16 protein-coding genes are annotated in these 24,254 nt (G+C 41.1%); 9 read left to right on the top strand and 7 right to left on the bottom strand.

Features of this window, described 5'->3' with window-relative positions; translation table 11 throughout:
* Window positions 1-4 precede the first annotated feature (4 nt).
* Complete coding sequence (purC, locus tag NPUN_RS14915) at window positions 5-742, bottom strand: phosphoribosylaminoimidazolesuccinocarboxamide synthase (protein ID WP_012409449.1); 738 nt, start codon at window positions 740-742, stop codon at window positions 5-7.
* Window positions 743-1,435: 693 nt separating this feature from the next.
* Between purC and NPUN_RS14910 the strand changes: the two genes are divergently transcribed.
* Window positions 1,436-1,711 carry a DUF7219 family protein gene (locus tag NPUN_RS14910; protein WP_012409448.1) on the top strand — a complete coding sequence of 92 codons (276 nt, stop codon included), beginning with the start codon at window positions 1,436-1,438 and terminating at the stop codon, window positions 1,709-1,711.
* A 78-nt stretch (window positions 1,712-1,789) separates the two neighbouring features.
* Here the strand turns inward: NPUN_RS14910 and NPUN_RS14905 are convergent, their stop codons facing one another.
* From NPUN_RS14905 to rtcA, 5 genes are all read right to left on the bottom strand, one after another.
* Window positions 1,790-4,366 carry a GAF domain-containing protein gene (locus NPUN_RS14905; protein ID WP_012409447.1) on the bottom strand — a complete coding sequence of 859 codons (2,577 nt, stop codon included), beginning with the start codon at window positions 4,364-4,366 and terminating at the stop codon, window positions 1,790-1,792.
* A gap of 184 nt (window positions 4,367-4,550) precedes the next feature.
* Entirely contained in the window at window positions 4,551-5,681 is a 1,131-nt protein-coding gene (locus NPUN_RS14900; RefSeq protein WP_012409446.1) for a glycosyltransferase family 4 protein, read from the bottom strand.
* 333 nt (window positions 5,682-6,014) lie between these two features.
* On the bottom strand, window positions 6,015-7,169 hold the full coding sequence (locus NPUN_RS14895; RefSeq protein ID WP_012409445.1) for an NAD-dependent epimerase/dehydratase family protein: 1,155 nt from the start codon (window positions 7,167-7,169) through the stop codon (window positions 6,015-6,017).
* A 168-nt stretch (window positions 7,170-7,337) separates the two neighbouring features.
* Complete coding sequence (locus NPUN_RS14890) at window positions 7,338-9,686, bottom strand: EF-hand domain-containing protein (RefSeq protein WP_012409444.1); 2,349 nt, start codon at window positions 9,684-9,686, stop codon at window positions 7,338-7,340.
* An 812-nt stretch (window positions 9,687-10,498) separates the two neighbouring features.
* A complete protein-coding gene (gene rtcA / locus NPUN_RS14885) occupies window positions 10,499-11,545 on the bottom strand; it encodes an RNA 3'-terminal phosphate cyclase (protein WP_012409443.1) in 1,047 nt (348 codons plus the stop codon).
* A gap of 862 nt (window positions 11,546-12,407) precedes the next feature.
* On the opposite strand from rtcA, the gene NPUN_RS41850 reads away from it, so the two are divergent.
* The 6 genes from NPUN_RS41850 (at window position 12,408) to NPUN_RS14855 (ending at window position 21,846) form a co-directional block, all read left to right on the top strand.
* Window positions 12,408-12,548, top strand: coding sequence for a hypothetical protein (locus tag NPUN_RS41850; protein WP_167315626.1), 141 nt, complete (start codon window positions 12,408-12,410; stop codon window positions 12,546-12,548).
* 186 nt (window positions 12,549-12,734) lie between these two features.
* A complete protein-coding gene (locus NPUN_RS37585) occupies window positions 12,735-16,280 on the top strand; it encodes a beta strand repeat-containing protein (protein ID WP_012409442.1) in 3,546 nt (1,181 codons plus the stop codon).
* Window positions 16,281-16,553: 273 nt separating this feature from the next.
* Window positions 16,554-16,733 carry a hypothetical protein gene (locus NPUN_RS14875; protein WP_012409441.1) on the top strand — a complete coding sequence of 60 codons (180 nt, stop codon included), beginning with the start codon at window positions 16,554-16,556 and terminating at the stop codon, window positions 16,731-16,733.
* A gap of 740 nt (window positions 16,734-17,473) precedes the next feature.
* Window positions 17,474-18,304: a squalene/phytoene synthase family protein gene (locus tag NPUN_RS14870; protein ID WP_012409440.1), complete on the top strand. Its 831-nt coding sequence runs from the start codon at window positions 17,474-17,476 to the stop codon at window positions 18,302-18,304.
* A 402-nt stretch (window positions 18,305-18,706) separates the two neighbouring features.
* The gene (locus NPUN_RS14860; RefSeq protein WP_012409439.1) at window positions 18,707-20,311 is read left to right on the top strand and encodes a serine/threonine-protein kinase; all 1,605 of its coding nucleotides are present in this window, start codon (window positions 18,707-18,709) and stop codon (window positions 20,309-20,311) included.
* 812 nt (window positions 20,312-21,123) lie between these two features.
* Entirely contained in the window at window positions 21,124-21,846 is a 723-nt protein-coding gene (locus NPUN_RS14855; RefSeq protein ID WP_012409438.1) for an FHA domain-containing protein, read from the top strand.
* 219 nt (window positions 21,847-22,065) lie between these two features.
* On the opposite strand, the gene recA is transcribed toward NPUN_RS14855, so the two are convergent.
* The gene (recA, locus tag NPUN_RS14850; protein ID WP_012409437.1) at window positions 22,066-23,145 is read right to left on the bottom strand and encodes a recombinase RecA; all 1,080 of its coding nucleotides are present in this window, start codon (window positions 23,143-23,145) and stop codon (window positions 22,066-22,068) included.
* Between the two features lie 491 nt (window positions 23,146-23,636).
* Between recA and NPUN_RS14845 the strand changes: the two genes are divergently transcribed.
* A complete protein-coding gene (locus NPUN_RS14845) occupies window positions 23,637-23,930 on the top strand; it encodes a type II toxin-antitoxin system Phd/YefM family antitoxin (protein WP_012409436.1) in 294 nt (97 codons plus the stop codon).
* Window positions 23,917-24,195 carry a type II toxin-antitoxin system RelE family toxin gene (locus NPUN_RS14840; protein WP_012409435.1) on the top strand — a complete coding sequence of 93 codons (279 nt, stop codon included), beginning with the start codon at window positions 23,917-23,919 and terminating at the stop codon, window positions 24,193-24,195. The genes NPUN_RS14845 and NPUN_RS14840 overlap by 14 nt, the downstream gene beginning before the upstream one ends.
* Window positions 24,196-24,254 lie beyond the last annotated feature (59 nt).

Here is a 24,254-nt window from a genome sequence, read left to right as displayed (position 1 = left end):
CTGTTTAATTTGTAGTTTCTACTGCTTTTAGCACTCTTTGTAAAACCTCCTGGTAAGCATCCTCTACATTTCCTAAGTCCCGGCGAAAGCGGTCTTTGTCCATTATCCGGCGATTTGAGTCCTCTTCTGTGGTATCCCACAAACGGCAAGTGTCGGGGCTAATTTCGTCTGCCAAGAGCAACTGCTGTTGTGAGTCCAAACCAAACTCTAGCTTGAAGTCTACTAGGGTAATGCCGCATTGCTGCCAAAATTTATTGAGAAATTCATTGATTTGCAATGCAAGATGTGTAATTGCATCTACTTGTTCCGCAGTAGCTAGTTCTAGCAGGTAAAGGCGATCGCGTGTGAGCAAAGGATCTCCTAAGTGATCGTTTTTGTAATAAAACTCAACCAAAGGCTGTTTCAGAATTGTACCCACTGGCAAGCCTGTTTGTTGACACAGACTGCCAGCTGCAATATTTCTGATCACTACTTCTAAGGGTAAAATTTTTACTGCCTTCACCAGCATCTGATTCGGGGTAGGGCTGTCGATAAAGTGAGTCTTTATACCATAAGCCTCTAACTGTTTAAAAAGCTGACTGGAAATGCTACAATTTATTTTTCCTTTTCCTTGGATACTGCCACGTTTTTGGGCGTTAAACGCCGTGGCATCGTCCTTAAAATCAGCCAACAAGACTTCCGGATCGTCCGTTGTATAGAGAATTTTTGCTTTGCCTTCGTATAACTTGGAATTCACAGACATGGTGGCAGTTAAAGTTCTAGGCTATGGACGATTTTTGTCCTTTCGGGCTTAACCATTTTATCTTTAGTTATTAACTATTAGCCATCGGTGATTTTTGAAGAGGATGCAAGGACGCGGAGAATTTAGCAGGAAAGTATGAGGGAGAAGAATTTTCCCCTCAGTAAGAGCAGCAACGCATCCCTCTGACTCTTTTCAATACTCAATGCCCTCCGTTAGTCAGTTGCTAAATATTAACAACTGAATCTCTAACTTTTAATAGAGGACGAGTTACTCTGGTTTATAGTATGTTTAACTCAGTATTATTGCTGTCTCAAATGTAACTATTTTTGCCAAAATTATTTGGTAAGATATACTTGTATTTTTTAAGAGTTTTTAATTCAGGGTTTGGACTGAAGTTAATTACAATTTGAACTTCATAAATTAAGATGAGATAAATTGACGATCGGGAGGAAAATCAAATATTCTATCTAGTTACTTTAGCAAACATTTTTTCTGTAACATTTACAACAAGAAAAAGTATTTCAAGCTTTATCCTCTAGTCTCAAAATCTCAATCAACTATCTCAATCAACTAATTCCTGCATGACCAATTGGAAAAAGAGTGGATGATTTGCTTTTCCGCAGTCTGACGAAAGTAAAGATTAAGGTAGCTAGGATTTCGCTTCAAACATTCGAATAGAAGGTGAATTAATAAATGGAGAACAAAATATTGAATAAGGATGATTTTCTTTACCCTCGTGGTCGCTACTATGGTCAGGTAAAGCCAGAAAACCTGGTTTTTAATGCGAATCTACAGGAATTTGCCCAACGCGTAAGCTACATTTGCAACTTAGAAACAGGTGGAAAGCTGCCTCCAGGTGAAGCTTACAAACAAATAAGGGATCTATGGAAACAGTTGAAACACTCAAAGAAAGAACTGCGAATTGGTGAAGATCCGTTTCAGGATGACCAGGGGGAGGTTGAAGGTTGAGGAGGCGAGGGGGCAGGGAGCAGGGGAGGCAGGGGGAGAAGAATTAATAACCCATGCCCAATTCCCAATGCCCCATGACTACTTAGTAAGCATTGTCCAAATACCATCCCATGACTCTGGGGGCGGATTTTGTAAATAATTACGCGCACGTTCTAGGTGGATATCAACACCTTGGTCTTTGGGTTGGATGTATTTGGCGGCTTTAAAACAAGCGATCGCTAGTGAGAAGTTGCGCGATAAATAAGCAGCGCGTCCAGTATGATAGTGATACAAAAACTCTTGGGTGTTGGCATCTAGAGGGGTGTTGCGATCGCCAATTAACTCGTAGATATTAACTGCTTGATGTTTCCCTTTGACTCGGATTTTATCTAACTGGCGCACCCAAATGCGATCGCTGCACATCTGGTAAGTAAATTCGCTTAAAATAATATCACAACCGTATTCTTTAGTTACTGCTTCTAACCGCGAACTCAAGTTTACACTGTCTCCAATTACGGTGTAATCCATGCGTTTACGGGAACCAATATTACCCGAAACCACTTCTCCAGAACTAATGCCAATGCCAATATGAATTTGTGGCTGTGCCTGGATAATTCGCCGTTGGTTAAATTCCTCTAAGCGTTGTCGCATATCTAACGCTGACTGCACAGCTCTCCAAGCATGATTTTCTGTCAGAGGTAGCGGCGCACCAAATACTGCCATTAACGCATCACCAATAAATTTATCGAGCGTGCCTTCGTAGTTAAAAACCGCCTCCACCATCGTTTCAAAATACTGATTGAGCAAGGATAACACTTCAGCTGCACCGATATTTTCTGTAAGTGTTGTATAGCCTCGGATATCAGAAAACAAGATGGTTACATCCTTACGCTCACCCACCATTAAAGCATCTTCTCCCAGAGCCATGACTTGTTCGGCTACATGAGGCGTTAGGTAGCGGGACATGGTAGTTTTCATCCGTTTTTCCTGGCTGATGTCTTCCAACACCACCAAACCACCCCGAACACCGCCTTCTGGGTTAGTTAGGGGATTGACAGTGAGATTTGTACTGCGTTCTAATGTTTGCACCTCATCAGGGCTAAAAAACTCAGATTCGGTTGTGAGGGGGAGATTCCAGGGAATGAACACATTGGGGTTAGTGCGATCGCACATTGCTAAAATTGAGTACTGAGTGCTAAACGTCCCACTACCATTAACAGCATTCTTAACTTGAGAAATTCCCACCATCAAAGTTTGCTCTGGCACATAATGTTTAGCTCCAGTTTTTAAGCTATCTTCGAGTCGCATTTGGAGATTTTCAATCGGCACAACTTCCCAAACTAAGCGACCAATCAAATTTTGTTCCCACAAAAGCTTGTGACTTTTGGTATTAGTGTCTTTTACAGGGCAACCCAATAACTCCAGAGCTGCATCATTAATCGTGACAATTCTACCTGCCATATCTGTAGAAATCACCGCATCTGAAAGACTTTGCAAAATGTCTTTTTGATACTGTTTTTCTAACAATACATTTTCAAATAGACGAGCATTTTCTAAGGCAATTCCTGCCTGAATATTAAAAGCCCGCATAAACTCTTCATCAGAAGCAGTAAAACTGTTTTGCTGCTTATTAATTAATTGGGTTACGCCAATTAATTCATTTGCAGAATTAAATACTGGTAAACATAGAATATTGCGAGTCACATAACCAGTTTTTCTATCTGTACTTGGGTCAAAGCGGGGATCTTTGTAGGCATCGGAAATGTTTAAGGCTTGACCAGTGGAAGCCACATAGCCAGCAATACCTCGGTTAGCTGGAATACAGATTTCTAATAAGTTTGTGCCATCTGCCGCCGCAACTTTTGTCCAGAGTTCGCTCATCTCTTTACGATATAAAAACAGCGTACTGCGGTCTGCTTGCATTAAAATTCGAGCTTGTTCCATGACTATTTGCAAAGTTGCTTCTAAATCCAGACTTTGCCCCAATGTCTGAGTTGCGCGTAACAAAGCCGTTGCGCCTCGTTGATTCCGAGCCGCGACATAAAAAGATTGGCAGCTTTCCAGAATAATCCCAATAGAAGCGGCAAAGTCTCGAAAACGTTCTTCATCATCATGATTAAACGGAACATTCCCGGTTTTATTAGCCAGTTGAACTACCGCAACAGTCTGGTTTTTGCTGCTGGTAACAGGCATACATAAAATATTATGGATTTTGTAGCCCATTTGTTTTTCAAGTTCTGGGCTAAATAAAGGATGAGTATAAGTTTCAGATATATTTAAATATTGACCTGTACTGGCAACATGACCGGGGATACCCACAGTCATAGGAGTACGAATTTCTAAGAATTTTTGACTATTATCTTGAGGAACTTTTGACCATAGTTGACCTTTGTCATGGTCAACTAAAAAAATAGCTGTATGTTCTGCTTGCAGGATTTGACCTATTTTAAGTGTGATAGCTTCTAGTACCTTCTCTAACATAGTTTCTAGAGCTTCATTATTGATTAGTTCAATAGCTCTAAGAAATTGCTGGAACTCAGCAGTTATGAAGTCGAGTAGGCAAACAAATTCATTAACAGATAAATCTTTTACGCGACGTAATAAGGCGTGAGTACGATTAACTTGAGTCAGTTCAGTTAATGTAGCCAAGACGCTGCCAGGATTGGGGAGTGTCACGTCGCTTCGCTCCGAATTAAAAATTCAAAATTCAAAATTAATAATCCCCATAAAGAAATGGGCTTGTATTATGAGTCTGTTTCGGTAATGGGAATTTAAGATTTTAGATTTTGGGCATAGGGTATGGTTATTAATTCTTCTTTCCCTGCTTCCCCTGCTCCCTCATCTCCCCACTCTCTACCTCTTATTTTGCCAACTGCTCAGAAAATATTATCTTCTGGTAGTAATCTTGTAGCTGATTGGTTGCAGCTGCCCAACCCCAACTTTCTGCTTCCTGGCGAGCATTTTGACGGATGATGTCTCGTTGTTCTTTTTGTTCTAAGAGGCGAACAGTAGCGGCGATTGCTCCTTTAACATCTTCTGTTGGCTCAAAAAGATATCCATTTACCCCGTCTGTCACAATATCAGGAATTCCCCCGGAACGGGCTGCTACCACGGGACAGCCAGCAGCCATCGCTTCTAGTAGTACTAAGCCTAGTGTTTCTGTACGGGAAGGAAATATGAAGGCATCAGCACTCGCAAAGGCAGAACCTAATTCTTGTCCCATAAGATATCCAACAAAATAAGTATTTGTGCCAGCAAAGTGTTTTTCCAGTGCTTGACGGTGTGGGCCATCTCCAACCAATGCTAACCGCGCTTCGGGAATTGCTTCTAAAATTGGTTTGATGCGCTCAATTTCTTTTTCAGCAGAAAGCCGCCCAACGTAAAGTAGCAATGGACTTTCTGGATGATTTTGGGATAGGCGCGATCGCATCTCTACATTAGCTAAATCGGGGTGAAATAATTCCGTATCCACCCCACGCTGCCATAAATCTACACGTTCAATCCCATGTCCTGTCAGTTCCTCCACCATTGCTGTGGAGGTACACAGATTCAAAGCTGCTTGATTATGAGCGCCTTTGAGCAGTTCCCAAAGAAAACCTTCCAGCATCCCCAAGCCGTAATGTTGAAGATATTGGGGTAAATGGGTATGGTAAGACGCTACTAAGGGTATTTTGAGGATTTTGCTGTAAAATATGCCAGCTAAACCCAAAACGGCTGGATTCACGACATGAATCACCTCTGGCTTAAACTCTTCTAAAGCATAACCAATGGCTGGGCGAGGAAGTGCCATTTTCAATTCTGGATACAATGGCAGAGGAAAGCCAGTAATGCCGTAAACTTTAGCGCCTTTGTGTTCAGTGATGCCTCCATCAGGGGCAATCACCAGCACTTGATTACCACTACGCTGTAGATGGTCAACAGTATGGCGCAGACGCGTTACAATGCCGTCAACCTTGGGTAAAAAGGTTTCAGTAAATAGGGCAATTCTCATAAAAAACTATTCAGTACAGGCAGATAATCTCAGCTTCAGGTGCATTTTACGATTAAACACAGAATAAACTGTCTCGTGTGCTGCAATCAATTTTGCACAGTTATAATAACTGTGCTAAACGGAAAATTTAGTAAGCTATAAAACATCTAATTCGCATAATCGAATTAAACATAACTCTTGTGGCGTGGGCAACATAAGCGCCCAGTTTATGCAATTTAAATATAGAACAGCTTAATAGCTGGATGATGCGCCTGATAAATAATAATTGATTGGTCGTCATATTGTGCTAAGATATGACGACCAATTTTAGACCCACGATTTACTGGGGTTTACCTAATTTCTGTGCCAAGAGACTTTGGGCATAATTTGCTTGTGATCGACTCGTTTCTGATACTTAATAGCAAAGTTTAACAGAGAATCGAGTAGAGAATCAGAGAGCAAGTGAGGCTGTAAACCTAAATCGAGCAATTTAGTGTTTTTAGCGTTGAAGTAATGTTCTTCTTTCTCAACTCTGGGATTATCTAAGTGATTGATTTCTACCTTCAATCCCATAGCGTTACCAGCATTTTTCACCATCAATGCCAAATCACCGACGCTGAATTGTTCGGTAAATTGGTTAAATACGCGGAATTCACCAGGTTGTGCGGGGTTAGCGATCGCTAATTCCACACATCGTACTGTATCCCGAATATCCAAAAACCCACGAGTTTGTCCACCTTTACCGTAGACAGTTAAGGGATGTCCAATTGCGGCTTGAATACAAAAGCGGTTTAGTGCTGTACCAAACACACCATCGTAATCCAGGCGATTAATCAATAGTTCGTCCATCCCCGTTTCTTCGGTTAAGACACCATAAACTACGCCCTGATTTAAATCAGTTGCCCGCAATCCCCAAATCCGGCAAGCAAAGTGGATATTATGACTATCATGAACTTTGCTTAAATGGTACATCGAGCCAGGCTGCTTGGGATAAGGTAGGGTATCCTTACGTCCATTGTGTTCAATGGTGATATACCCTTCTTCGATGTCGATGTTGGGTGTACCGTATTCACCCATCGTTCCCAGCTTCACCAAATGACAGTCCGGGAAATCTTCCCGCATGGCGTACAACAAGTTCAACGTCCCAACTACATTATTGACCTGGGTGAGAACTGCGTGTTCTCGGTCAATCATGGAAAATGGGGCCGAACGCTGTTCACCAAAATGCACTAGGGCATTTGGCTGAAATTGATGTAAGGTTTTGCTAAGAAATTCGTAATTTGTAATATCGCCGATGAACAAGTCGATAGATTTACCTGTCAAATCTTGCCAGCGCTGGAGACGTTGTTGAATTAGTGCGATCGGAGTGAGAGTTTCGACACCTAGTTCATTATCCCAGTGCCGCCGCACCAAACTATCTAAAATTCCAACTTCATAACCTCGATTGGAAAGGTAAAGAGCAGTTGCCCAACCGCAATATCCATCACCACCAATAACCAGGACTTTCATCTTCACCAGTTTTTACTCGCTGATAGCTAAATCTACCAGGTTTCTGTACCTTCTCAATCATCATTCTGGGAGAGATGTAGATTTAGGGAGCTGTAGAGACGTTGTATTGCAACATCTATACATTAAATTATCGGTCATGCAAATTATTTTAATTGAACTGGATGACGTTTAAGCGGCTTCTATGAACATACCAGTTCGTGCAAACTCTTCCTCTTCAGGGGTAAAAAGTGGAGCTTTATCTACGACATCGGGGTCAAAATAGTATGTCTCTTGCAGAAACTCTCCACGGATGACAGCTTCCTCCAAATCCGCGATGTGGTTCTGTGCAACTATACATGCTTCCTTAAGGCTATTTTCATCACCTTTTTGTAACAGCTTTGGCAATTCCGTTTTTACTCCTGTCAGACGTGCCAATGGCTTGAGCATTCCATAAATGTTGTAAATACGAGCAGTTTCGATGCTGGTATATCTGAGGGCATTTGCTCTGGCTAGCTCCGAGTCAAGGCTGGGCCAAAAGCGGGTAGTGTAAAACGCCTTCTCATCCTTGTGATACCACTCTTCCGATCGCGCAATGGATGAAGAAACAGTGTTATGTAACTTCCAGAAGAATAAACGCAGGGAGGAACCATCGACTACGGTTGATAATTTTGCCTCCAGTGATACCTCAAAGTCTCTAAGGTTAGGATCGCGTCCCAAGACAAGGTATTCCACGGGATACATATCCACCTCCTTATTCTGCACAACGTACATATTCAGGTGGTGGCGGCAATAGGGACAGGGATACATCGTAGCAAACAGTTGGAAGAAGTCCTTGAAGATTGCCATCAGGGTTTTTTGCTGTATGTCAGTTTTGGTACACACGATTTCAGCCGTGGTGTGGAAGAAGCGCCACACTGCTGGGCCGATGTAATACGGGAAGCTGACACGCATTTGGGAATCCTTCACCTCAGTCCGATTTAGATAGACATCAATGAATGATACATATTGCGAGAGTGCGCCTGACTCCCGCCCAAACTCTAGGCGTTCGCGCCGTTTCTGCACTCCATTCAGGTAGTGATGTGTTAATCGCCATGCTTGTTTGAGGATCAGTTTCTCTTTTGCAGTGCAATTGAGAAAGTTTTCGGCAACATCTGCTCCGTAACGGTTAAATTCTCCTGATTTTTTTGTCAAGTCATACCACTCATCCAAAGCTGCTTCGTCAGGTATGGTATTGCTTTGGATATCTGCTGCCGTCGAGACACTAAATGCTGCTAATAACTTGGGCATGAAATCTTCATACCAATATGCTACTGGCATCATTGCACCATCCACTTCCTCGGTTGCCTGCGAGAGGATGACACGGTTCCACTTGAATAAATAGTCTCTGGGATTTCCCTCAGATTTAGGTGGTGGTGGTGCCATTTCTTCATTCATTTCTATCCCTCTCAGGCGATTAAGCTCGTTAATGGCCAGCACACCTTCTACGATGTCACCCAAGCTGAGACTTTTCTTTTTGATGGTAATTGCAAACTCGACTCCGGCAGCAAACTTTTCTTTGACATTGGCAAATTTACTCCGCGCCTCTAAAATCTTTTTCTCTTCTGCCAACATTTCGGGAGTCTTTGCCACTGTTTTCCAGTCTTTGATGCGCTCCTGTAATCGGGCATATTCATCTGCAATCGATTCTACTACTGCATCTAGTACGGGGTAGCAAGCCTCTTCCACCACACCTAATCCTTTGTAAAGCGCGATCGCCTGCTTGACAAATTCCACAAAGTCAGTAATTCTGTATGGCAGGTTTTTGACACGTAAGTGAGTCTCATGGTTAGCGGAGAAACTTTCACGGAAACTACGATAGGCTGCTCCTTGAATTAGCCGAAACAAACCAATCTGCATTTGTAAGCGGGAGGTGCCGCTTCTTTTCTGATTTGGTGAGTTTGGGTGTTGCACCAACTGTTCTCTTAGCTGTGCCAACTCTGGAGTCGTGTTGCTGGTTGCTTCTTGTAGAGTAGGCTGAGTGGTGTCGGCAACTGGTGTATTGTTAGTGGCAACTGTCTTGAGCGAACTTTCTAGGGAGATTGGTGAGTCTTTATAGCCTGTCTTGCTCTCTGACTCTTCCAGTACTAGCTGACAAAATTCCTCAAAGTCAATTGAGCCATCGCCATCATGATCTACTTCCTGTAGCATCTCTTTCAATTCAGCGTCTGTCAGCCCAAATTGACTCATTACCGTCCGCAACTCGACGGCAGTAATTTGGCCGCTATTGTCTTCATCAAAGGCGCTGAAGGCTAACTTGAGGCGGCTTTCGCGATCGCCTACCTTAGCGATCATCAGCGTTTTAAACTCGTCAAAGTCAATAGTGCCTGACAAATCCACGTCAATCTCTTTGATTAAGTCACGCAACCCCGTTTCCGTAGGATTTTGTCCTAGCGATCGCATTACTTCCCCCAGTTCGTCGGTTGAGATTGCTCCGTTGCCGTCTACATCTAATACTTTGAAGGCTTGCCACAGCTTTTCTATTTCTTGCTCATCAATCACGGTTTTATTCCAATTTTATATGTGTCACTAATAAATTTATTACCATGTTTTTTAACAGCTACTTCAATGTTGTCTAGTTATGTTAGGTAAATAACAAGTATTCGGCTCGACTGAACTTAGTCTCAACGAAACTTGCACTCACCTTGCAAATTGGTCAGTTGCTTATGATTACAACAAATGCAACTTTCTAGATAAAGTAAGTAGGCGAGAATAAATGAAAGTAAGTTAAGTAATGTAAAAACTATTGATATTATTAACGTTATTATTTATTGCAAGTTTGATTACATTTACGAACTTGCGCTATCAATTTAATATCAACAAAGTTGAGAATTATAGGAATAACTCTGGCTTCTTTGCTTTCATGCCGTTCCATTGCCAGTTTTACCTCGACATTCGAGCAATAATATTAAGCAAAATTTGCACTTACAAGCAGCAAAATTATCTGAAATGAATCTAAGTGGGTATCTCTCTCATTCTGCCATTCTTTTCTTGCTTCAATTTTGCGATCGTGCCATCCTGTAATCACACCTTACGGTTCTAAAAAGGTGAGATGCTTTTCTAGTTTGTCGCGAAGTGTTTCATCTTCATAAGCATAAAAATAAAACACTTCAATAGCTTGATGATATTCCACAGCCATAAGTTTGTTTATTACTTAAATTTTTTAAATGCAGTTTTTAATATTTATTATAGTTGTCTGCTAAAAGTTGCTGCTTTTAGTTGAAAACAGAAAGTATAAAAATATTGATTTAGATTTTTAGGTAGTACTACCAAGTAGTTGATCGTTAACTATTACTGAAGTAATAACCCTTATTTCAACTAGTCAAACTCTTTACAGATACTATTTTATCAGCTTCATTTACCCTAATCTGCGCTAGCCCAAATTGTTCAATTACTGCTGCATTCGTAATCAAATGTCTACTTACTTCAGCCACCTGGTACTGACTTTCTTGTGACGCTAAAGTAGCTGGCAATAATAACTGATCTGCTAAATGTTCATCCACTGCTGCGCCGGTGTAATGAAATTCAAGCAGTTGCTGACAAGCAATTTCTGCAACTGTCTCCGCCGACAACCGCAAACGCCCAAATCCACCAAAGCCAGTCAAGCTGTTCTGATACTCAGCAGTTAAAAAAATACCTGCGCCAGGTGCCACACCTTTTTCTCGCAAAGTCTGTACACGAACTTTCAAATGCGCTTCCCGTAACAAATTCTCCGCACGGTTCGCCATCCGTTGCGGAATATGAGAAGGTAGTTCCGTTACTGCTGCTATTCCTCGCACTTGTTGTAACTCTCCCCTTTCCAGCAAGTTGATCCCGCCGAGTTGAGTACCACCAATCACCTGCAACTCTATTTCTCCCCCACCTTGAGGAAACCACCCCCAAGCGCCTAACTTAACTTGGGCTTCTACTCCCATACGTTGCAGTATTGGCAGATAAACTTGCTCAATGTAGGTTACAGTCGGGCTAAAGTTTACATGGGTTCCACCCTTTAGTGTTACCTGAGAATTACCCGTTGCTAGTGCTAAAGGTAAAAGAATTGTCTGTAAAACTAGAGCGATCGCACCCGCAGAACCACCTTCTTGTGCTTTACTCACATCAAAGGTGTAAATTCCAGCTTGCACAGCACTACCTGGAATGAATTCCAGCAACATTGAACCCAAAGCATCACCCCGTAGTTGGGCATTACAAATTCTACCCGCAGCCCGAACGGCTGTTAAGTGTTGTGCTGCTAATCCTGGCTTTTTGCGTCCAGCGCGAATGCCTGCAATCCGTATGGGTTCACCAGTAATGGCGGCTAGACTTAAGGAAGTGCGAAGAACTTGTCCGCCTCCCTCTCCGTAGGAACCGTCAATTTCAATCATGGGCGATTTGGAGATGTTGAATTTTGGGTTATCCGAAAAGTAAACGAGTCCACATTAACGGTATCTTCTCAGGAGAAAATACTTAAGTATGACAGCGTTACAAGAACTATGAATCAATCGTACCCAAGTCATTTGACTTATCAACAGTAAGAACTGCGATCGGGACTAATTTCGGCAGCGAAGGCGGTAGAAAAGGCACGTCGCTATAAATAATAAGCAAGTTTAGTTAATATTTTGGCGATTTAGAAAAACCCTCTTCCCTCATGTGCGATCGCAACAACAAAGATTTACCCTACTTACTAACGAGATCATTGTTGCTTGAAGTAAGCGTAGCCTGCCGAATATTTAGACAAACTTCATCATATCCTCGCACAAAGCACTTTTCATTCCCATATCACTGTAAATTAACAGCACTTCACCATTACGCCTCCATAGTTTTTTTGAATTTGTTGTAAAAAAACTTACCATATTCAGAGCATTCACTGATATCAAGTACTATTTGTAAAGGTTAATTTTAAACAAGTTCACAAGGATTCAGTTACACCGCTTAGAACAGGTTCGACTCAGTTGTTACATTAGTCCCCTTAAGTTAAGGGTTCAACTCACTAAAGTTTCAACCAATTCTACTTTGACCACTGTAACTTTAAGTCCCTAGTTATCGGCCAGGGGTGCATTTTACCATACCGTTTTAACAAGCTCCTGACCTCAGACAACTGATAAAGTTCAGAGGAATTATTATGCCAATTTATGATCGTTGTATTGAATATAGCAGATAGGTAAAGCTAGCTCATAAAAAGCAGCGATCGCGACTGCTATAGATGAAGATACGATTCGATTCAACTCCAACTCTAGCAATCACAGAATGTCTAATAATAAGCTCAAAGGAGATAGTAAACATCTCGGTCTTTGTGCTACACATTCATCTGCTAATCGTCCGATTTCCCTTAATAAAACAGTAACGTTCGGCGGTATCGATATTCCTGATTTAACCATTAACGGTTAACAAAAGAAATTTTTTCAGTATTGCAACAGTGTTTCTACAACCGACGCGATTTCCAGTTGCGATCGCACAACTGTGACTGTCTTGAAAAGACTAGATAGATTACTCATTCAAATAACTACTTAGCAACTGAACAAAGTTGCTGAGATTGTACTACTAATTCCCCTTACACACATTCGGAGTAAACAGATGGCTACATACTACGTTTCTGGAACAGGCAATGATAAATCTAATGGCTTGAGTCAGGGAGATGCATTTCGCAGCCTCCAAAAAGCTGCCGACTTAGTGAAAGCAGGTGATACAGTCTACGTGATGAATGGTACTTACACCTCGCCTTACGCCTATATCCTGAGTATTGCAAATAAGCAGGGTACGGCTAATGCACCGATCAAATTTATGGCACTACCTGGGCATACACCAGTTTTAAAAGCAAATGAAAAAAATTGGGTAGCTGTATCAATTACAGGTTCGAGCTACATAGAAATTGAAGGCTTAACATTGGTAGGAAATCGAGACAATATTACATTAAAAGATGCACTTAACCAAAAAGACAATTTAAATAATCCAGCTACAGCTGGAAGTGGTATTTTTGCTACGGTTAGCAGTGACAATCTAAATCAACATTCAAGTCATATCACAATTAGTAATAACAATATTTCCAAGTTTCCAGGGGGAGGGATTGGAGGAACAGAAGTAGACTATATTAAAATAGAAAATAATGTTGTTACTGGAAATGCTTGGTACTCACCTTTTGGTACACAAGGTATTTCCCTACTTAGACTTTGGAACTCCGATAACAACACCGCAGATTACAAAGTAATTATTCAAGGTAACACTGTTTCTGATAATCAATCATTAGTTCCTTGGAAGGTAGCAGGAAAAATAACTGAAGGTCATGGAATAATGCTTGACACTTCTTATTTTGGAAATGTTGCCTACACTGGTAAAGCCTTAATCAGTAACAACTTAACTTACAGCAATGGCGGGGCAGGTATTCAGATTTTCAAAGGAGAAAACCCTGTAGACATTGTGAATAATACAATTTACCAAAATTCAAAAGTACTTTCAGACGGAGAAATTTTCCTTAACTATGCTAAAAATGTTCGAGTCTATAACAATATTCTGTATGGAAGCAACGGAGAGTCTCTCATTGTCAACAATAAGTCTACTAATGTTACATTCAATAATAACCTTGCTTACAACGGAGTTTTTAAGGTTACGGGTTCAGGGAATATTTTAAACCAAGACCCATTATTTGTTGATCCAGCGAATGGTAACTTTAGTCTCAAACCTGGAAGTCCTGCAATTGATGCTGGTTCCAATACATTCAATAGCATAACTAATAAAACTCCTCACGATGGCGATGGTAATGGCACAGCAGTGATTGATATTGGTGCATACGAAGCCCCCCACAAAACCATTACCACCCCGGAAATTCAAGTCCTCAATGGCACAGTTGACATTGCAGATGGCAGTACTACCGCGATTAACTTTGGCGATGTGATTACTGGTAATACTCTGACCAAAACCTTTACCATCAAGAACACAGGTACAGCTGCACTCAATCTCAGTAATCTTAAACTTCCCGACGGATTTAGTTTGGTAGGAACTCTTCCAACAAGTGTGGCTGCAAATGCTTCCACCGCGATTACGGTGGCACTCAACACCACTACACCTGGCAGCTATGGTGGCACTCTGATTTTAGACAACAACGATACTGATGAAAGCTCTTTTGACTTTGTTATTAGTGGCATAGTTAAACCCGCTCCAGCTCCCGAAATTCAAGTCCTCAATGGCACAGTTGACATTGCAGATGGCAGTACTACCGCGATTAACTTTGGCGATGTGATTACTGGTAATACTCTGACCAAAACCTTTACTATCAAGAACACGGGTACAGATGCACTCAATCTCAATAATCTCAAGCTTCCCGACGGATTTAGTTTGGTAGGAACTCTTCTAACAAGTGTGGCTGCAAATGCTTCCACCGCGATTACGGTGGCACTCAACACCACTACACCTGGCAGCTATGGTGGCACTCTGATTTTAGACAACAACGATACTGATGAAAGCTCTTTTGACTTTGTTATTAGTGGCATAGTTAAACCCGCTCCAGCTCCCGAAATTCAAGTCCTCAATGGCACAGTTAACATTGCAGATGGCAGTACTACCGCGATTAACTTTGGCGATGTGATTACTGGTAATACTCTGACCAAAACCTTTACCATCAAGAACACAGGTACAGCTGCACTCAATCTCAATAATCTCAAGCTTCCCGACGGATTTAGTTTGGTAGGAACTCTGCCAACAAGTGTGGCTGCAAATGCTTCCACCGCGATTACGGTGGCACTCAACACCACTACACCTGGCAGCTATGGTGGCACTCTGATTTTAGACAACAACGATACTGATGAAAGCTCTTTTGACTTTGTTATTAGTGGCATAGTTAAACCCGCTCCAGCTCCCGAAATTCAAGTCCTCAATGGCACAGTTGATATTGCAGATGGCAGTACTACCGCAATTAACTTTGGCGATGTGATTACTGGTAATACTCTGACCAAAACCTTTACTATCAAGAACACGGGTACAGATGCACTCAATCTCAATAATCTCAAGCTTCCCGACGGATTTAGTTTGGTAGGAACTCTGCCAACAAGTGTGGCTGCAAATGCTTCCACCGCGATTACGGTGGCACTCAACACCACTACACCTGGCAGCTATGGTGGCACTCTGATTTTAGACAACAACGATACTGATGAAAGCTCTTTTGACTTTGTTATTAGTGGCATAGTTAAATCCAAAATTCAAGTTATCAATGGCACTGCTGGCAATGACATCTTTGTTACCCGGCTAAACAATGGCAATGACATCATCACAGACTTTGGCGGTATAGGTACTAACTCAAACCCTTCATCTGCGGTGATTACCAAATTAGATACCTTGCAATTTGTTGGGGCTGGCTTGACTGCGAGAAATCTGCAATTAACTCAAAATAGTAATGACTTAGAAGTTACTTTTGAAGACGTGGCTAATACCAAAGTCACTCTGCAAAACTTTAAGTTAGAAAACCTGGAGAACGTAAGTGCATCGGCAACAAGACCCGCCATCGGTAATATTCTGTTTAACGGACAAGCCAGTATTACAGACAGCTTTGATGTGATTAATGCCAACTCCACTCAAACGAGCATTTTCAACAAGAACACCGTCACCTTTCTCAATGAATTAAACAATAACATTGTCGGTTTTGACAACTCCAACGATGTAATTAATGGTCAAGGGGGCAACGATACCATCAATGGTAACAGTGGTGACGATCTACTGCGGGGTGGTGCTGGAGATGATCTTCTCATTGGTGGAAAAGGTAATGATATTCTCATCGGTGGTATGGGTGCTGATGCTTTCGTCTACAACACCAATGCTGCCTTTACTAGCGCTACTGTAGGTATTGATACCATTGCTGACTTCAATCACTCTGATGGTGACAAGATTGTTCTGGATAAGACTACTTTTAGTGCCATTACTTCTGTTATAGGAAAGGGTTTTAGTAACGCCAGTAATTTTCAAATCACTAGCTTAGGGGCAGTTAGTAATGCTGTGATTGTCTACGACTCTATGACTGGGCAGTTACTATACAATCAAAATGGTAGCGCTGCTGGTTTCGGCACTGGTGGTCAATTTGCCCAACTTACTGGTACACCCACTCTTACTGCCTCCGATTTCATCATTCAAGCATAGTTGGGTTGGGTAAACTGGTGGAAGTGTAATCCAAACATTAACCGACTTTCAATTAAATAGATCGCACACATAGGGGCACAATATATTTGTGCCCTTACAATTTTGTAATTTAAATACCAAATACCATCAGTAACAAGGTGAAAAAATAAATACGGTGTAGAGCAAAGTGAAGCGTGCAGAATCCTTTGGTTTAAGATTACCTTTTCATTACTCTTGCCTTAATAATTTTATTTCCAGCAGATAAGTTAGGCTTAGCTTAAAACTCTGAAAAATATGCGACACAACTCTGGTAAAACTATTTCTATTTGGATGACAACGGCAGCAGTCCTAATTCAACCTGTGTTTACCGAAAATACTCATGTAGATGTGTGCGTTGTCGGCGCTGGGATAGCATGGATGTCAAGTGCTTTAAGTAAGCACACAGATAAAATAATCAGTGGTCATGCTGGATGATGGCCCCATTGATGGCGGTCAAACAGCAAGAACAACGGTCCACTTATCGAGTTTACTGAACTTATTGGTACCACTAACTGGAACAAATGCACGGCAAACAGGGCGTACAACTTGTTGCCTAAAATTATACAACAGCAATTAATACTAGAGAAGAGAGGCGATCGCTACCCAAAAAAACATTAACTGCGACTTGGAAATACTTGACAGCTATCTTTTTCCTCCAGACCTAAAATCAATATGATGAGATGTAGTAGGAGTTAGAAGCGTTACAATTGGCTGGACTAACTAACGTAGAAATGCTGAAGAAAGCACCGTTGACCAATTTTGATCCAGGTGGGTGTCTACGCTTCCCATGACAAGGGCTATTTTATCCACTAAGTTAGTCGATTAACGCAGACTTAAAACACTTTATAAATCCCTAAAAGGGATGTTTGCTCATGGAGAAATTTTGTGCTAATCAACCAAATATTAGCATAATTCTTTATATCTACACTAAAACTTTATGAAAGCTATATCAAACAACACCTTACATATTTTTGCAACCAAAAGCCTATATACTAGACTAGACTTTGATAAATTTGAGAGTTATGTTAATTGCAACACCAAAAACTATTAATTTTTAGATGAAATACTAGCGTATCTTATAGTCTATAGTTTTTAAGGTTTAGTTAAAACTATATCCAGTATCATCAAAAAACTGCAAACTTCATGTGGTGCAAAATCAATCGGGGAGTGGAAACATGAATTTACGTAGAGATGCATTGCAAATCCTCAAGGAAACTAGCCGAACTTTTTATATCCCAATTAGTCTTTTACCGCCAGGATTACAAGAAGCAGTAGCATCAGCATATTTGTGTATGCGTGCCATTGATGAAATTGAAGATCATCCCGAAATAGATAATGCGACTAAAGCAAAGCTGTTAAGAAGCATTAGCCTAACATTGCAGGCAGGGGTTGATGGCTTCGCAGTAGAGGCTTTCTTTACAGGATTTAATGGGTATGAAAATACCTTAGAAGAAGTCACTTTGAGGATTAGAGAATGGTTGCTGTTAGCACCTGAAACTATTGCACCTCGAATTTGGGATGCCACTGCTGCAATGTCAGACCGAATGGCTTACTGGTCAGAAAGAAACTGGAAAATTTATACAGAATCTGATTTGGATCGTTATACCTTTGGGGTTGCAGGCGCAGTGGGGTTGTTACTTTCGGACTTATGGACTTGGTACGATGGAACACAAACGAACCGTACCCAGGCGATTGGGTTTGGTCGCGGTTTGCAAGCAGTTAATATCTTGCGTAACCACACTGAAGATTTAAGGCGTGGGGTAGACTTTTTTCCAGAAGGCTGGAGTGCAGAAAATATGCAAGAGTATGCGCGGCGCAATCTAGCTCTGGCAGAAGCTTACACCAAAGGCCTTCCTACTGGCCCAGCTTTAGATTTTTGCCAAATTCCCTTAACCTTGGCTAATGGCACCCTTGATGCTCTTGCTAATGGTAAAGAGAAACTCAGCCGCAGTGATGTTTTTGCACTTATCGAACAGATAATTAGTGTGAACATGAAAGCCAGCTAATAGTCTGTTAAAAACTAATGGAGATAATTCTAAATTGCCTCCAAATTTGGGCATCCAAAATCCTACAGCGATTTTTGTAGGATGGGCACTGCCCTCTAATACCAATTTTGGTTGAGTTTTGGATGGCAATTTTGGTGTGTTTCGAGTGTAACTGGGATTTTGGATTCAAAGTCTCAGATTTATGGCTATTCTAGCAATGTAAACAAGTAGCTCAAAGATTAGTTATTATAAGTATAATCAATTGCATTATTTTTGTAGACGTTTACGTAATACCAGGTAAACTTTAGGAAGTCTTCAAAGGATTTCCAGCAAAAATTACCTGGCAAGAATTGATTAATGTCTAAATAATTGAAAGAGAGTGTAACGCTCCCCGTGATTATTCGTGCAGCGAGTTGACAGTGCATGAGCTACTGCTTAAATCCTATCTGTCCCAATCCAGAAAATTTGGTAAATAGCCAAAGTTGTCAGTCTTGTGGCTCGCAACTACTGTTGCGCGATCGCTATCAGGCGATCAAACCATTAGGTCAAGGTGGCTTTGGAGCAACCTTCTTAGCCAACGATCGAGGCTTACCAGGAGAACCGAGTTGCGTAATCAAACAATTACGCCCATCAGGAAGCGCCCCACACGTTTTACAGATGGCCAGAGAACTCTTTGAACGAGAAGCCAAAACTCTAGGTAAGATTGGCAATCATCCCCAAGTACCAAGATTGCTAGACTATTTTGAAGATCATGAACAATTCTATTTAGTTCAAGAATATATCAGTGGTGATACCTTGCAGGAGGAGGTCAAACTTAACGGTATCTTGACCGAAACTGGAGTCAAGCAATTCTTAAGCGAGATTCTACCACTCCTCCAATACATCCACGAGCAAAAGGTGATCCACCGTGATATCAAGCCAGCCAACTTAATTCGTCGCACTCAAGATGCCAGAATGGTACTTATCGACTTTGGTGCCGTCAAAAACCAAGTCACCCAAGGCGCAATCAGTCAATCAGGACAAACAGCATTAACTGCTTATGCGATTGGTACTCCTGGTTTTGCACCTCCAGAGCAAATGGCTATGCGTCCAGTATATGCTAGTGATATTTATGCTCTGGGGGTAACATGTATTTATTTACTGACTAGCAAAACTCCTAAAGATTTAGATTACAATCCCAACACTGGCGAGATGATATGGGAGCAACTTGTGCAAGTGAGCGATCACTTGAGTAATGTATTACGAAAGATGTTAGATGTTTCTGTACGTAATCGCTATCAGTCAGCCGCAGAAGTTCTTAGAGCATTGGAAATAGAACCATACTTAGAAAGTTTAGCAAAGGGTTTACTGATTAAATCAGATACTGGGTCTAAAGAGCGAACGCACAACCACCTGGAAAATTCCGCTGTTTTATGTAACAACTCTTCTGTTGCTGTAACCAGTGCAGGAGTGGCACAGGTAGCAGCAGCAATTCGTGCCAGACGAGCTAAGGCAGCAGAAGCTGCTGGATCGCACCACGCTTCTGGGATGGGCAAATCAACCACTTTAGCTAACAGCAACAGTAATGGTTCGCAAGTTCAAAATTCTAAAGTTGAGCGTAAGCTAGATACCCAAGGTTTGTTAACCGCCTATCAAAAGGGAAGACGAGATTTTGCTCTTCACAATTTAAGTTTGTTGAACCTGCAAGGTGCTGACTTATCAGGAACAAATTTCCATTCCACTCAATTGCAAAAAACCAATCTCCAGGGAGCTAATCTTCACAATAGTGACTTTGGCAGAGCCAGTCTTAGTAAAGCAAATCTCAAGGATGCTAATTTGACCAAAGCATACTTTAACCATGCTGATTTAGAAGGGGCAGACCTGCGAGGTGCAGACCTCAGTAATGCTTATCTCAGCAATGCTAACCTGCGAGGAGCTAATCTATGTGGTGCTAATCTCACTAGTGCCAAGATTTCTGATGAGCAGCTAGCATTAGCAAAAACAAATTGGATGACCATCCGTCCCAATGGTAAACGAGGCTTATTGTAAGTTGAAAGTTAAGATTTTGGAGCCAGAGGAAGTCACTGGATTTCAGACTATTTCCCTACTTTCTAAGGAGGCTTAAAGAGGATAAAGTCTTAATTTAAACTGTATTATTTCACAAGGCTTCGATTTTCTTATTGGCTTGATAAATTAACTCTTATTTTTCTTGATAAAACTCAGATTTATTCAGAATTGACCAATTAGATGAGATATCGCAATTCTATTTGATTTGTGAGAATTGGAACCCGCAGATCCCCGAAAACTTTTATAAAGTCGGGGATCTTTTTTATCATACAATACCCTTGGGTTAAGCATAAGCATTACCCTTCTCCCTTGGAGACGCTACGCGAACGGCAAACAAGCTACGTTTCTGAACTCAACCTACGCCAGTTTTAGTTTTTAGCCTTAACCCAAGCGTATTGATTTATCATGAACAACTCAGAATTTTTATAGTTGGTTCGCTCAATAGCCATCACTCTTGCAAATATTAAGAAATATCTAATTATCTAGCAAAAATACGGAAACGATTGGCAATTCTTAATCAAATCTTTATAATAATCATCTGTTACAAATAACAAATGATTATTTACAATAAACAATAAAGCATCACAATAGTTTTTCCTAGATATTTCTATGCTTCTTATTGCTATAAACGACAGGTGATCTCGTAAGTAAAAGCTGTAAAATATAACGCTATTAAGCCACTAAAGTTTTCAGATGGCAGCAGAAAGTGAAAAGTTAATTAATTATCCCTGATTGTAGGCTGAAGCAGAATAGTCACAACCGAAATCAGGCAATAAATACAAGGTTTATATATCATGGCTGACTTTGCACAAACAGAAATAGAACGGCGATTAACTTTATATCAAGTATTTCTTAAGTTGTATGAACACCACAGCAGCCTTCTAGATGAAATTCTTCAGCTAGAAAACCTATCCCAACCGTCGTTGAAAAAGATGAAGGTACGTTACGTACATGGTGTAGTGGATACGTCTACTGTTTATTTGATGACTAACTTGTGCGACAATCAGACCCAAAGTTTACGACAGTCACAGCAGATATGGACAATAGGTCGTAATCAGAACAGTGGTATTTGCATTGCTGATAACTATATGTCTCGTCGCCATGCGGCTATTCAATATATTGACGATCAAGGCTTCTACTTCATAGACTTCAACAGTACCAATGGCTCATTTGTGAATGGCGATCGCGCTTTAGAGCCGATCAAGCTCGAAGATGGCGATCGCATCCGTCTAGGCAATATGACTTTTGATTTTTTTGTGAATTATACGTGCCGTGTTTTGCCAACTGTAGCAATGGAGTTATTGATGCAGCTTGTGCATCGTAAAAATGACAATCAAGTAGAAATACTTTCTTTTCGCCGTGATAAACAAAAATATATACCTGAGAAAGTAGATGAGAATTTGGAGATTTTCAGAAATTCACGACTACTTGAGAACCTTGAACATTATTATGACAACTTCAGTTCAGAACAGAAATCAGAAATTTTAGACCGCTTTTTTAGCAGACAAATACCATAAAATCCCAGTTAAAAAATTGAAAATTGCCATAATTTTCAATTGGGTAAAATATATACAATTCGTAGGGGCACAACAATGTTAATTCTTGTGCCCCTACTTTTACCTGATTAGAACTAGAAATGCCTAACGAATAACCGATCAATCCTTTACAAAAAGTGGGTTAGCTCTTTTTGTAACCCACTACATATTCAAAATTGCAGATTAATAAATCCACATTCCTTATTCTTCTGGCTCTAAATCAACTTCTTCCTCTTCATCTTCTTCACTGGCTTTAGCTACGGAGTTAGCAGAAACAACAGCGCCTTTATCTAACTTTTCACGCACCAGTTTCTTAATTTCTTCAGCAAATTCAGGCTTTTCTTCTAGATACTTAATGGCGTTGTCTCGTCCTTGGGAGATATTATCGCCGTTGTAACTATACCAAGCTCCTTTGCGGATAATAATGCCAGTTTCTTCTGCTAGGTCAACAACACAACCCAAGGTAGAAATACCTTTACCAAAAATAATGTCAAATTCCGCTATTCTAAAAGGCGGCGCTACTTTATTTTTGGCGACTTTGACCTTAACGCGATTACCATATTCATCTGTACCTTTTTTCAAGGTTTGAATCCGACGAATATCCAAGCGCACCGAAGCGTAAAATTTCAATGCGTTACCACCAGTAGTAGTTTCTGGGCTACCGTAAGTAACACCGATTTTTTGCCGCAACTGGTTAATGAAAATTACGGTACAACCAGATTTACCAATATTACCCGTAATTTTACGTAGAGCTTGGCTCATTAATCGCGCTTGTAGACCAACATGGGCATCACCCATGTCGCCTTCAATTTCAGCGCGGGGAACCAGTGCTGCTACTGAGTCAATAACTACAATATCAACCGCAGCAGAGCGAACAAGCTGATCGACAATTTCTAAAGCTGATTCGCCAGTGTCAGGTTGGGAAATCAGCAAATTGTCAATATCTACACCCAATGCAGCAGCATAAGTAGGGTCTAGGGCGTGTTCAGCATCAACAAAGGCAGCAATACCGCCATTTCTTTGCACTTCGGCGAGCGCATGTAGCGCTACTGTAGTCTTACCGGAACTTTCCGGCCCATAAATTTCTATTACCCGCCCCTTGGGTAAACCACCACCCAATGCTAAATCTAGGGTAAGCGCCCCACTGGAAATTGTCTCCACCCGCATCCGGGTGGCATCGCCCAGGCGCATAATTGCTCCTTTACCAAAGCTGCGCTCAATCTGGTTGAGCACCATAGTCAGCGCTTTTTGCTTGCCAGAAGTATCGGTGTTGATAGCCATTCCTGCGTCTAATGCCTCTTAATATATGGTTTTAAGGAGTGTTGCTCTGGGAGTTTGAGTAGAACAGATATACTATTTTAACCAGAAAATTCTGGAATAGGACTTCTCAAATCAAAAAAGGGTGTAACAAGATCGTAACTCGATCGCTACCAGATTAGGGTAGTCTTGCACAATGATACCAACTTGCATTCAGAGATAGCTTTTTTTCGCTGGGTAAGCAAGGGATTTGAAAAAATAAATTACCTAAACAACACTGTCAGTAGAACCGGACTCGTGAGCATTTGCGGAGGTTGCTCAGTTAGGAGCGATCGCTATGCCAATCAGCATATCATCTACAGCGACTTCATTGGGTCGGGATTGATGTAGAAAGCTTTTAGGGTAGTAGTAAAGGGATTTTCAATGCTTTAGGTAATCTTTCAGCTTTGACAAGCAGCAAGTTCTGTGAAGCCAGAATTGAGATGAGAAGATTTATCTGCTAAAATATAGTCAAAATGTCTAAAATAGTCAAAATGTCTATGCAGACCTATACTCTCACAGATGCTCGTAACAAACACGGTGAGGTTTTTGATAAGGCTACTACTGAGCCAGTTCTACTCACTAAACAATCACGGCCTAGCCATGTGATTATTTCAGCCGAGAGCTACCAAAAATTAATGAATCGGTTGGAAGAATTAGAGGATATGGTTTTTGGTCAAGCTGCTGAAGTTGCTCTGAGTCAGTCTAAAATGATTGGTACAGAGGCTTTTACATCTGCATTAAAGCATTTAGCTAATGGCGAAGCTTGATGGTCTAGCAACTGTTCTTGATTTTCTGAACGGTTTACAGCCTAAAATAGCAGCACAGATTGCAAAAAAGGTTTTGGCTTTGAATGTTGAGCCTTTACCCTCTGATAGTGAGCAGCTATCTGGTTATCAGGGTTTATATCGAGTTGATAGTGGTGAATATCGAATTATTTACAGGTATTTTCCCGATCGCGATTTAATAGAAGTGATTTTAGTCGGTAAGCGCAATGATGATGTCTACAAAAGATTGAAGCGTTTACTCGGTTAAACTTCGGGTTTCATTAAAAATGCTAAAATCTCTCCAGCACAAATGCTTTCAGGCATCTT

It is taken from the genome of Nostoc punctiforme PCC 73102 (assembly GCF_000020025.1).
Lineage (GTDB): Bacteria > Cyanobacteriota > Cyanobacteriia > Cyanobacteriales > Nostocaceae > Nostoc > Nostoc punctiforme.
Note: the sequence above shows the minus strand (reverse complement) of the source record. Positions and strands in the feature narration are given on the sequence as shown.

Bases quoted from the DNA above. Each gene is read 5' to 3' on its own strand.
- purC (WP_012409449.1), bottom strand. From the start codon at position 742: ATGTCTGTGAATTCCAAGTTATACGAAGGCAAAGCAAAAATTCTCTAT.
- NPUN_RS14910 (WP_012409448.1), top strand. From the start codon at position 1,436: ATGGAGAACAAAATATTGAATAAGGATGATTTTCTTTACCCTCGTGGT.
- NPUN_RS14900 (WP_012409446.1), bottom strand. From the start codon at position 5,681: ATGAGAATTGCCCTATTTACTGAAACCTTTTTACCCAAGGTTGACGGC.
- NPUN_RS14895 (WP_012409445.1), bottom strand. From the start codon at position 7,169: ATGAAAGTCCTGGTTATTGGTGGTGATGGATATTGCGGTTGGGCAACT.
- rtcA (WP_012409443.1), bottom strand. From the start codon at position 11,545: ATGATTGAAATTGACGGTTCCTACGGAGAGGGAGGCGGACAAGTTCTT.
- NPUN_RS41850 (WP_167315626.1), top strand. From the start codon at position 12,408: ATGTCTAATAATAAGCTCAAAGGAGATAGTAAACATCTCGGTCTTTGT.
- NPUN_RS37585 (WP_012409442.1), top strand. From the start codon at position 12,735: ATGGCTACATACTACGTTTCTGGAACAGGCAATGATAAATCTAATGGC.
- NPUN_RS14875 (WP_012409441.1), top strand. From the start codon at position 16,554: ATGCGACACAACTCTGGTAAAACTATTTCTATTTGGATGACAACGGCA.
- NPUN_RS14870 (WP_012409440.1), top strand. From the start codon at position 17,474: ATGAATTTACGTAGAGATGCATTGCAAATCCTCAAGGAAACTAGCCGA.
- NPUN_RS14860 (WP_012409439.1), top strand. From the start codon at position 18,707: ATGAGCTACTGCTTAAATCCTATCTGTCCCAATCCAGAAAATTTGGTA.
- NPUN_RS14855 (WP_012409438.1), top strand. From the start codon at position 21,124: ATGGCTGACTTTGCACAAACAGAAATAGAACGGCGATTAACTTTATAT.
- recA (WP_012409437.1), bottom strand. From the start codon at position 23,145: ATGGCTATCAACACCGATACTTCTGGCAAGCAAAAAGCGCTGACTATG.
- NPUN_RS14845 (WP_012409436.1), top strand. From the start codon at position 23,637: ATGTCTAAAATAGTCAAAATGTCTATGCAGACCTATACTCTCACAGAT.
- NPUN_RS14840 (WP_012409435.1), top strand. From the start codon at position 23,917: ATGGCGAAGCTTGATGGTCTAGCAACTGTTCTTGATTTTCTGAACGGT.